Below are 9,548 nucleotides of genomic sequence, written 5' to 3'. Positions count from 1 at the left end.
GCTTATATAGTTTTCAACTTCAATGGAATTAAGAAATTTACCTTGATAAAACATTAAACCGTCTCCATCTGTGTATTCGTAGTTTTCTACTTTCCCGAGATAGAGGACATGGTCTCCAGCATCAAAGCTTTCCCACGGTGTACATTCAAGCGTGGCGAGGGACCCTTCTAACTTCGGCCCAATATCGGTCTGTGACCAATCAATTTGCAAGCCTTGCTGTTGTTTGCCTGCAAATTGCCAAGCAATTGCTTCTTGCCCAGTGGATAGGATGTTAACAATAAAGGGAGTGTTTTCTAATGCTTGAATCGCTTTTGTCCCTTTATCTATAGAAACTAGAATTAATGGAGGGTCGAGAGATACAGATGTAAAAGAATTTACAGTAATTCCAGAGCGATCTTCTTCTACCCCCAAGTGACGACCGTAACACCAGTTGTAAAGCGTCCATAGCAGTTTCGTAAATCACGCGCGTCCATTCGTTAATCGTCACCTCCTTAAGAAAATTCAAGTAAAATATACTGAATATTTAATCTTGAGACAACGCTTACATTTCATATATTGAAATATGGGTAAATATTTTTTGTTTAAAATGAGTGAATATCATAAATGGTTATGTTTTAAAGGAATACGCTGATGGACATCGTTAAAAGCATAAGTCGTATTTACGTTTATAAGTGTCGTTGAAAAAATATGGTGACGTTTGCAGAAGATGTGCTGATCGCCTATAGGAAATGAATGCGTGAGAAGAATCATTTGGTTGGAAGAAATTTTAAAGCGCAGTAAAAGGGGAAGAATGTATTTTCTCGTCGTGGAAGTTGATTTGTAACAGATATCGTGAGCAGTGCATTATTGATTTTAAAGGTTGGAATTTGCAAAAGGTACGTAGTGCATTTAAACAAAAAAATAAGACTGCCCTCGCAGCCTTACTACTCGATCTCATATTGGCCTTTTAGGCGCTCGATTTTCTCGACGGTTTTCTCGTAAACAACCGGGTCTCTCTTCTTAATGCTCGCCATCGCATAGAGAAAGGCGACTTCTTTTACATCATCGGGAAGTTTTCTGTATTCGGCAATAAATTCAGAAATGGTTTTCATAGGTCACCTCTCAGTTTTATCTCTACTTATTATAACGTGATTGGATGTCGTTTTGTTTCAGTAAAATGGAAATTTGTTAGAAAAAGTTGCAACCGCAAAAGGGAAAAAATACCTATGAAGCGAATAGAATAGCTATGGGAGGTGATCATTTGCGCTTGGGTTACGGTCTGTTTTCTTTGCTCGTTCCTGTGCCGTTTTTGTTTCATTATTTGGAGTATCACCAAATCGCTGGGTTTGCGCCACTTAGCATCGGTGTCGTTATTGCGATCCTCGTCGGTGGTGTGCTCGCCGCCTGGGTTGACGTGAAAGATTTGCTGAAGGTGTTCGTTCTCGTCACCGCTGTTTCCGTCGTGTTAGGGGCGTTTTTCATCCCAAATGACACCGGTTGGTTTAAACCGTTAGAACGAAATACCGTCTTGATTGGCTCTTCACTTCTATATCTGGCTGGTCAGTCAGTTGTCCGATTGCTCGTAAAAAAGTTAATATAGGAAGAATCACCCATCATGCATTGCGTTACATAACTTCATGAAATACTATTACACTAAGGAGACACGTAGAAAAGGGGTGATGTGCATGGTTGCATCGGTATGGCTCATAATCATAATTGCTTTTGCAGTGGCGGGGTGGTATTACGTAACCTCTCGTCGCAAGATGCCATTGATGTTCGAAAATATAAAAGTTATGTTCATGCAATGCCACGCTTACAGGCAAGAATGTTCATTTTTTTGTGCTTGCTGGACATCGGCATCGCCAATATTGTGAAATAACCGGAGGTCGGCTGCTCATTCACGACCTGCACAACAAGATCGAGCTATTCATTAACGAGAAAGAGGTGACCCGAAGCGGGGTTACTTGTGAGCAGCAGTATGTTGGAACGATGATCATTAATGAACAGCTACAATTCACCTATAAAGTAGGGGCATTCTCGCGCTACAGAAGAGTAGTGCAGCAAGAACTTCCGCGAGCAAACGACTTAGTCGAGCTCGTATCGTTTGCACTTGAAACGATCATGGCGAACAATACAATGAGGAAAAAGAACATGCTCATCGGTGCGGCAATGCCAACGAGTGAAGCTGAATTTCTTCATGCTGCAACGACGTTCAACATTACAAAGCTGAAGCGGGGCGGATGCTCACGGAAAAAGTCGGCAACCGATTTGGGCGTCACGTCGATGAATATCTACAAATATTTGAGTTTGAATCAACCGATCAGGTGAGTGCCGACGAGCTAAGAAGACGCTACCGGATCATGGCGAAAAGGTACCACCCCGACTCTCCAACTGGAGATGTACATAAGTTTAAACGGGTGAAGGAAGCGTATGAGCATATTAAAAAGGAACATGTTGCCGTTTGAAGAGAATGACAGGGTATGGAGAAATCCGTGCCCTTTTTGAGTGGAGGTACATTTTATGGCAGAAAAAACGAACAAAGCAGGTCGATTACTCGACATTTTGCGAATTCTTAATGAAGAAGAAAAAGTGACGGCATCCGTTCTCGCTGAGCGATTTCACGTGTCGGAACGCACGATCTATCGGTATATGCGCGAGCTAGAAGAGATGGGCATCCACTATGTAACGAACCACCACGAAGGTTACCAGCTCGTGAGTACACCGAACTACCCGAGCCGACTGTTAACGATGCAAGAGTGGGTCGCACTGACCGTGTTTCCAATCTTTCAGCCTGGCATTGCTGAAGACCATCCGACGTACAACTCGGCCATTCGCAAATTAAAGACATTAACGAACGAAGACCAACAACAGATGACGAACTTCCGCGAAGAACTTGGCGGTAGAATTCGCTTTCATGACCAGCACGGCGATCCCGACCGCAACCACATTATGGCGGCGATGATCGAGGCGATTACCGAAAACCGGGTGCTGGACATTACGTATTACACGATCTCTAGAGATACCCGAACCGTGCGCAAGATCCACCCGTACTACATCATTCCCCGAGGCGGTCATTTATACATCACTGCATACTGTGCAACGCGCGAAGGTTTTCGAATCTTTCGATTGGACCGAATTGAGACGATTGGTGTCACGAAGGAGACGTTCACCATCTCCCCGGACTTCAACATTGATGAATACTTAGAGAACCGCTGGACGATCTTTGCAGACGATGAGGAGGCGACTACCTTCGTCGTGCGTTTTGCGCCAGACATTGCTCGGTATGTGACTGAAGTCCAATTTTATACAGAAACCGAATTGGAAAAACAACCAGACGGGGCGCTACTCTTAAAGACGACGATTCGCAGCAAGAAGGAATTTCTCCGATGGGTTCGGGGTTTCGGAACGGATGCACAAGTGTTAGCGCCACATGATGTGCGCAAACAACTAGCAGCGGAATTCAAAGAACAAGTAGATCGCTACGAAAGAAAATTGTAATCTTTTTTACAGCACTGACATCACTTGTCAGTGCTCTCTTTATGATGAAGGTAATTCAAACATAAGGAGAGGGTTCGTATGAAGAAATGGTTTTTGGCAATGGGTCTCGGGGCAACAATGGTCGTGATTGCGGCTTGTGATGTGAGTGATGTGGAGCAGGTGGAAACGGAACAAGAGGAAGCAGAGGCTTCGGAAGAATCTGCAGTAGAAGAGGGTGGGGGAGAAGAAGAGGAGGTCGTGGAGGAGTCCATTTCAATTGGGGACACGATGAATTTCGACGGCTTGCAAATTACGTTAAATGATGCGTACACAAGTGCGGGCAGTGATTGGGAGACGCCGGAAAATGATCATTATGTGATTCTTGATTTGACGATTGAGAACACGACGGATGAGGCGGCGAACATTTCAACGATGATGCAGATGAGTCTTCAAGACGGAGAAGGGTATACGCACAACAGTACGATTTATACTGAAACGACAGGTTCGTTGGACGGTGAGATTGGTCCGGGTCGTGATAATCGTGGTGAAGTGCCGTTTGATGTGAACGCTTCTGATGAGTATGAGTTTATCTTTGAAAATCCATTCACGAGCGGGCAAGCAATCTGGACGATTACAGATTTATAATGATGATTCGGCAGGCGAAGGCCTGCCTTTTTTGTTTAAATTTGGGTGAGTTGGGCACCTTAAAGAAAACGATTGTGGAGGAATGTTCGGATGAAGAAGTATAACATGGCTAGCCTGTCGATCCTTATCGCCCTCGGACTCGTTGGGTGTGGCGGTACGGACGACGGAACGGTAGAAAATGAACAACCGCCGATGGAAGAGTCTACACCAACAGAAGATGAGGGTATGGCAGGCGACGAAACAACCGGCGGTTGGCACGAGTCGCTGTCTTTTGAAGAATTTCAATTGGATGTCGAGTACGGAAGTGAAGAGTACGAAGTGGATTACGATTACAACAACGGCAACCCCGAAGCAGAAATTCAAGACACTAGGGGTGGATCAAACATCCAGGTAGCAGGAGATGAAGCCCTTGATCAACTTGCCTCTATTCTGCCGGAACTCGACATTGATGAGCAAACCTCGCCAGATGAGCTGGTTCAAGCCGTCGTGGCAGCGTTCGATTTAGATGAGACCTATGACGAAATTGACATCGATGTTGAATTCTTCAACAACGAAGAAATTGAAGCCGAAGAAGATCAGAATCAATGAGACAAAGCCCGTGCGGGAATCGCACGGGCTTTGCACATGTAGTGACGGCCGGGTTGGATCGGCCAAAACTGTTCTCGAGTTGAGACAAGCTGTTACCGAGTTGCCCGCTTTATTCCGCAGAGCGGAAACATTTGACTAACTCGGTAACAGAATATGTGAACTAGGGAACAGATGCAGTGCGTCACGCTGAAAAACGAGATCGGCGCGACGGTAGGTGCTCATGTTACATAGGGATGATTGTGTAGTTTTCTCAAACTGTAAGGAAATTTGCCGGTACAGAGCGCCGCTACCGTCCATTTTCCATAAGAAACTCGTAAACAGATTCTGGCAGTGGAATGCCACTTTGCTTTCTTGTTTTGGCCGTTTGTGTCTCGATTTCTCCCGGAACAAAGACTCCTTCGTTGCCTTCAATGGCTGGAATGGACCGAAGTTCACGGATCATTATGTCCATACGTTTCGTGAATGTTTCCAAATGTGTGAACACACTAGGGTCCAGCGCCAAAACGAAGTGACCAAGTTCGCGATTTTGTCCATAGTCTCCATACATTTTAGATACGTGTGGGCCAAAGGCGGCTCCTGTGAGTAATGCTGAGAATATTTCTACAACCATCGCAAGACCATAGCCTTTCGGCCCACCAAAGGGTGTGAGGGAGACGACTTGGTGAGGGTCAGTTGTAGAATTTCCGTCTTTGTCTACGCCCCACCCTTCAGGAATGGATTGTCCTTTTTCTTTTGATTGTAGAATTTTTCCTAGAGCGACGGTGCTTGTGGCGAAGTCTAGAATGACGGATTCTTCTTCAGCGGACGGGAAGCCAAAGGCAATCGGGTTTGTACCGAAAAACGGCTCTGTACCACCAAACGGAACGACCACTTTGTCCGTATGAGTCATTGCAAGGCCGATCATGCCAGCATCTGCAGCTTGCTGTACGAAGTAGGAAAGCGCACCACAATGACTGCTATTTTTAACAGCGACAGCGCCGATGCCTTGTTCTTTTGCGATTTGGATCGATTCATTCATCGCTTCTTTTGCGATGTAATGGCCAAAACCGTTGTTTCCATCAAGAATCCCTGTACTTGGGGAGGTTTTTGTGAATGTCGGCTCCGCATGGGCATCGAGACCACCTTCAGCTACTCGTCGAAGATAATGTTCGACCCGAAGCACGCCGTGGGAATCAACACCACGTAAGTTTGCGTGCACGAGCACGTCGGTTACATGTTCTGCGATGTGCTTTGGAATACCACCACGTGTAAAAGCCGTTGTCGTTATGTCTGTTAGCTGTTGTTCTGTGAGCGTACCCATTCATTAATCACTCCTTAAGTATGTAAACGCTTTAAAATAATAGTAGCATACTTGTATGGTAGTGTGGTAGCATCATTTTTAGGAGGTGAGAGAAGTTGAATCGGACAAATTTTAAAGGATCAACCCGAGAGTATGTGTACGAGAAGATCCGTGAATCAATATTAAGTCTCGAGCTTACGCCGGGGACGGTCATTTCCGAAAAAGAAATCTCTGATGATTTGGAAGTGAGTCGGACACCGGTCCGTGAAGCTTTTCTTAAATTAACCGAAGATGAGTTGTTGACGGTTTTGCCACAACGAGGCTCATTTGTCACACTTATTGATTTGGACCACGTTGAAGAAGCCCGTTTTCTTAGAGAGCAAGCAGAAGTAGGGATGATGAAGCTCGCATGCCATGCTTTTCCGGAATCGAAACGATTGGATATGTTGGCAAACATTGAAAAGCAAAAGCTTGCCAAGGAGAAAGAAGATGAACAAGCCCTTTTTTTGTTGGATCGCGATTTTCATTTGTTCTTAGCAGAAGGTACAAATAAAAAACGTGTTTGGCAAGTCATACAACGTATGGATGTGCATTCGCAAAGATTGCGTAAATTGAGCATGAACTTGAAATTGAATTGGAACCTCCTCATTGAACAACATGAAGCGATGGTTCAGGCAATTGAGCAAAAAGATGAACGAGCTGGAATGGAAATCATGCACGAGCACTTGACGTTGTTGCAGTATGACCAATCCCCGCTAAAAGCGGAATTTCCGGATTATTTTCAGTAAAAACCTCTAGAAAGCAGGTGTAGGCAATGTGGAAAGGGTTTTTGGCTTGTGCCTCTGGTACTGTGCTACTGCTCGGCGGATGCGCAGCCCAAACGTCCTCCTCGGAAGAGGATGTTACTCGTTGGAAAATGACACACATTTCTGATTCGAGTCACTTGTGGCACCGAACAGCCGAACAATTTGCTGAACTCGTTGAAGAAAAAACAGACGGTGCTGTTGTGGTTGATATTTTTCCGAACAGTCAGTTAGGCAGTGAAGTAGATAACATCAACTCCATTCGCTACGGTGCAACCGACCTCACGATTACTGGAGAGACGTTAGAAGTGTGGACGCCAAATGCGGTTATGCTCGCCGTTCCGTACGCTTTTGAGGATGAAGATCATATGCGTCGGGTCATTGAAGGACCACTAGGTGGCATAATTGAAAGCGATATCGAACGTGATATTGGACTTACACCCCTTTTTTATATGGAACGTGCGCCAAGGAATTTAACGTCGAATGTTGAAATTAATACACCGGAAGATTTGCGCGGGTTTAATATGCGTGTGCCAAACGTGCCGTTATTTTTAGATGCGTGGTCACAAGCGGGAGCACAACCGCAAGTGCTCAGTTTGAGCGAAGTGTTTACCGGGTTGCAACAAGGGGTGATCGACGGACAAGAAAATCCGAATGACTTGATTGAGAGCAACGGATTTTATGAGGTGCAACAATACTTAAATGAAACCGAGCACGTGCGGTCATGGATATATGTGGTCGTTGGCACCGAACAATTGGAAGCGTTGCCAGCAGATCAGCAAGCGGCGGTCAAAGAAGCAGCGGCTGAAGCAGAAGCGTATGCTCAAGATTTACATGAAGCAGAAACCGAAGCGGTAAGAGAGCGATTAGATGAGCAAGGCATGACATTTAATGACGACGTGGACCAAGAAGCGTTTCGTGAAGCAATGATGCCAGCACTAGAAGAGTACTTCACAGAAGAACAGAATGAGTTGTACTTAGATATTCTCGCTGAAGGTGAAGGAGGAGAGAGTGAATGAAGCAGATGGAAAAAGTCGATGCGACACTTGGAACAACGACGATCTTATTATTTGCTGGTTTATTGCTCGTCGTCGTCATTCAAATCCTGAGCCGGTATTTTCCGTATGACTTTACGTGGACAGAAGAGCTTTCTCGCTACTTATTTGTTTATTCAATTGTTACGGCAGCTCCTTTGGCTTTACGAAAACAAGAATTTATCCGCATTGACATGTTAATTCTAGCTCTTCCAAAATCAATTCAACGAATCTATGAAACCGTCATTAGTGTGCTTATTATTTTATTTTCAGCGGTACTTTTCGTGTTTGGTATACAGTTTACGGGATTAGGGTTAGATTTCTACGCGCCAACACTAGGAATACCTATGGCCTATGCGTATGCGGCTGTACCGATCCTCGGTTTATTGTTAATCGTTTATGGAGTAGTCACCATCATTGAACGCCTGCAAGGTGCCTATGACGAGAAAGGAGAAGAAAGCTAATGGCAATCCTCGTCATCGTGTTGTTTCTGTTACTTATTGCTCTAGGCATACCGATTGCGTTTAGCTTAGGGATTTCATCACTCATCTACTTACTCGTTGCCGGTGTTCCGCTAACAGTCATTCCGCAAACGATGTTTGCCGGTATTGATTCATTTGTCATGCTTGCGATTCCAGCCTTCATTCTTGCAGGAAACTTAATGAATGCTGGTGGGATTACGAATCGAATTATCGACTTTGCCAACGCGGTTGTCGGGCGTATTCGCGGGGGGCTTGCCTTAACGAACGTCGCTTCTTCCCTCGGGTTTGCTGGAATTTCAGGTACGGCGCTATCGGACACAGCGAGTATCGGGTCAGTCATGATTCCAGCGATGAAAAAACAAGGGTACGGATCGGGGTTTTCAGCGGCAGTCACCTCAATTTCATCAACAGTTGGACCGATGCTTCCTCCGTCGTTACCGATGATCATTATCGGTACGCTCGCTAGTATTTCCATCGGTGATTTGTTCCTTGCCGGAGCGATCCCTGGTATTTTGCTTGCGATTGGCTTTTTAATCGTCACATACATCATTAGTGTGAAGCGCCAATATCCAAAAGGGGAGAAGCAGTCACTTTCTACAATTGGAAAAACGTTTTTAGGGGCGTTTTGGGCACTACTCATGGTCGTCATTATTCTTTGGGGGATTCTTGGTGGGTATTTCACACCAACTGAAGCTGCTGTCGTATGTGTGATCTATGCGTTTCTCGTTGGAAAATTTGTTTATCGAGAGTTAAATCTCAAGCTAGTACCGTCCATCATTAAAAACACACTCATCTCAACGGCTTCCATCCTTTTGCTCGTAGGATTTGCGAACACGTTCGGCTGGATTCTAGTCAGTGAAGGTGTGCCGCTTGTCATAGCTGACGGTATTCTCTCGATTACAGAGAACCCGATTTTTGTTATTCTACTCATTATTCTTTTATTGCTTGTGCTAGGAATGTTTATGGAGACCATCGCGGCACTTGTCATTTTGTTCCCCGTACTACTTCCGGTTGCGACAAGTATTGGTATGGACCCGATTCACTTCGGTGTCGTCATGGTGCTCGCACTCATGATTGGACTTTCCACGCCACCGGTCGGGGTTTGTTTGTTCGTAGCGTCATCATTTGCAAAAGTGCCAATTACAGTAACGGTTAGAGAGTTGCTTCCATTTTTCGCTGTTGCGATTCTCGTTCTACTCATCGTTGCGTACGTACCACAATTATCACTATTTTTACCCGGACTATTTGAGTAAAGGATGAT

General features: G+C 45.1%; 13 protein-coding genes. 10 read left to right on the top strand and 3 right to left on the bottom strand.

Translation table 11 applies throughout. From position 1 onward, the window contains the following. A partial coding sequence (locus JCM19037_RS10035) for a flavin reductase family protein (RefSeq protein WP_238544649.1) occupies positions 1-411 on the bottom strand: 411 nt, incomplete at its 3' end. Between the two features lie 512 nt (positions 412-923). Next, positions 924-1,091, bottom strand: a complete 168-nt coding sequence (locus JCM19037_RS25735; protein ID WP_193744317.1) for a hypothetical protein — start codon at positions 1,089-1,091, stop codon at positions 924-926. A gap of 149 nt (positions 1,092-1,240) precedes the next feature. Between JCM19037_RS25735 and JCM19037_RS10030 the strand changes: the two genes are divergently transcribed. The 6 genes from JCM19037_RS10030 to JCM19037_RS10005 all read left to right on the top strand — a co-directional run bounded on the left by JCM19037_RS10030 (position 1,241) and on the right by JCM19037_RS10005 (position 4,689). Beyond that, complete coding sequence (locus JCM19037_RS10030) at positions 1,241-1,579, top strand: hypothetical protein (RefSeq protein WP_152549023.1); 339 nt, start codon at positions 1,241-1,243, stop codon at positions 1,577-1,579. Positions 1,580-1,818: 239 nt separating this feature from the next. Next, positions 1,819-2,307 carry a hypothetical protein gene (locus JCM19037_RS25085; RefSeq protein WP_152549022.1) on the top strand — a complete coding sequence of 163 codons (489 nt, stop codon included), beginning with the start codon at positions 1,819-1,821 and terminating at the stop codon, positions 2,305-2,307. Beyond that, positions 2,220-2,444 (top strand): DnaJ domain-containing protein, encoded by a 225-nt coding sequence (locus tag JCM19037_RS30025; protein ID WP_081829209.1) that lies wholly within the window; start codon positions 2,220-2,222, stop codon positions 2,442-2,444. The genes JCM19037_RS25085 and JCM19037_RS30025 overlap by 88 nt, the downstream gene beginning before the upstream one ends. 55 nt (positions 2,445-2,499) lie before the next feature. Next, positions 2,500-3,477 (top strand): YafY family protein, encoded by a 978-nt coding sequence (locus JCM19037_RS10015; protein WP_042400545.1) that lies wholly within the window; start codon positions 2,500-2,502, stop codon positions 3,475-3,477. A gap of 78 nt (positions 3,478-3,555) precedes the next feature. Beyond that, complete coding sequence (locus JCM19037_RS22655; RefSeq protein ID WP_052363769.1) at positions 3,556-4,101, top strand: DUF4352 domain-containing protein; 546 nt, start codon at positions 3,556-3,558, stop codon at positions 4,099-4,101. Positions 4,102-4,191: 90 nt separating this feature from the next. Then, positions 4,192-4,689, top strand: a complete 498-nt coding sequence (locus tag JCM19037_RS10005; RefSeq protein WP_042400542.1) for a YusW family protein — start codon at positions 4,192-4,194, stop codon at positions 4,687-4,689. Positions 4,690-4,975: 286 nt separating this feature from the next. Here the strand turns inward: JCM19037_RS10005 and allD are convergent, their stop codons facing one another. Continuing rightward, positions 4,976-5,989 (bottom strand): ureidoglycolate dehydrogenase, encoded by a 1,014-nt coding sequence (gene allD / locus JCM19037_RS10000; protein ID WP_042400539.1) that lies wholly within the window; start codon positions 5,987-5,989, stop codon positions 4,976-4,978. A gap of 95 nt (positions 5,990-6,084) precedes the next feature. Here allD and JCM19037_RS09995 point away from each other — a divergent pair, with 95 nt between their 5' ends. From JCM19037_RS09995 to JCM19037_RS09980, 4 genes are read left to right on the top strand one after another with little or no spacing between them, the layout of a single operon-like run. Then, on the top strand, positions 6,085-6,756 hold the full coding sequence (locus JCM19037_RS09995; protein ID WP_042400536.1) for a GntR family transcriptional regulator: 672 nt from the start codon (positions 6,085-6,087) through the stop codon (positions 6,754-6,756). A 26-nt stretch (positions 6,757-6,782) separates the two neighbouring features. Continuing rightward, on the top strand, positions 6,783-7,790 hold the full coding sequence (locus tag JCM19037_RS09990; RefSeq protein ID WP_052363768.1) for a TRAP transporter substrate-binding protein: 1,008 nt from the start codon (positions 6,783-6,785) through the stop codon (positions 7,788-7,790). Next, entirely contained in the window at positions 7,787-8,269 is a 483-nt protein-coding gene (locus JCM19037_RS09985; RefSeq protein ID WP_042400533.1) for a TRAP transporter small permease, read from the top strand. Before JCM19037_RS09990 ends, JCM19037_RS09985 begins: the two co-directional genes overlap by 4 nt. Continuing rightward, complete coding sequence (locus JCM19037_RS09980; protein ID WP_042400530.1) at positions 8,269-9,540, top strand: TRAP transporter large permease; 1,272 nt, start codon at positions 8,269-8,271, stop codon at positions 9,538-9,540. The genes JCM19037_RS09985 and JCM19037_RS09980 overlap by 1 nt, the downstream gene beginning before the upstream one ends. Positions 9,541-9,548: the final 8 nt, after the last annotated feature.

Source organism: Geomicrobium sp. JCM 19037 (assembly GCF_000698105.1).
Classification (GTDB): Bacteria; Bacillota; Bacilli; order Bacillales; family Marinococcaceae; genus Geomicrobium_A.
Note: the sequence above shows the minus strand (reverse complement) of the source record. Positions and strands in the feature narration are given on the sequence as shown.

Bases quoted from the DNA above. Each gene is read 5' to 3' on its own strand.
- JCM19037_RS09990 (WP_052363768.1), top strand. From the start codon at position 6,783: ATGTGGAAAGGGTTTTTGGCTTGTGCCTCTGGTACTGTGCTACTGCTC.
- allD (WP_042400539.1), bottom strand. From the start codon at position 5,989: ATGGGTACGCTCACAGAACAACAGCTAACAGACATAACGACAACGGCT.
- JCM19037_RS25735 (WP_193744317.1), bottom strand. From the start codon at position 1,091: ATGAAAACCATTTCTGAATTTATTGCCGAATACAGAAAACTTCCCGAT.
- JCM19037_RS10015 (WP_042400545.1), top strand. From the start codon at position 2,500: ATGGCAGAAAAAACGAACAAAGCAGGTCGATTACTCGACATTTTGCGA.
- JCM19037_RS10005 (WP_042400542.1), top strand. From the start codon at position 4,192: ATGAAGAAGTATAACATGGCTAGCCTGTCGATCCTTATCGCCCTCGGA.
- JCM19037_RS09980 (WP_042400530.1), top strand. From the start codon at position 8,269: ATGGCAATCCTCGTCATCGTGTTGTTTCTGTTACTTATTGCTCTAGGC.
- JCM19037_RS22655 (WP_052363769.1), top strand. From the start codon at position 3,556: ATGAAGAAATGGTTTTTGGCAATGGGTCTCGGGGCAACAATGGTCGTG.
- JCM19037_RS30025 (WP_081829209.1), top strand. From the start codon at position 2,220: ATGCTCACGGAAAAAGTCGGCAACCGATTTGGGCGTCACGTCGATGAA.
- JCM19037_RS09985 (WP_042400533.1), top strand. From the start codon at position 7,787: ATGAAGCAGATGGAAAAAGTCGATGCGACACTTGGAACAACGACGATC.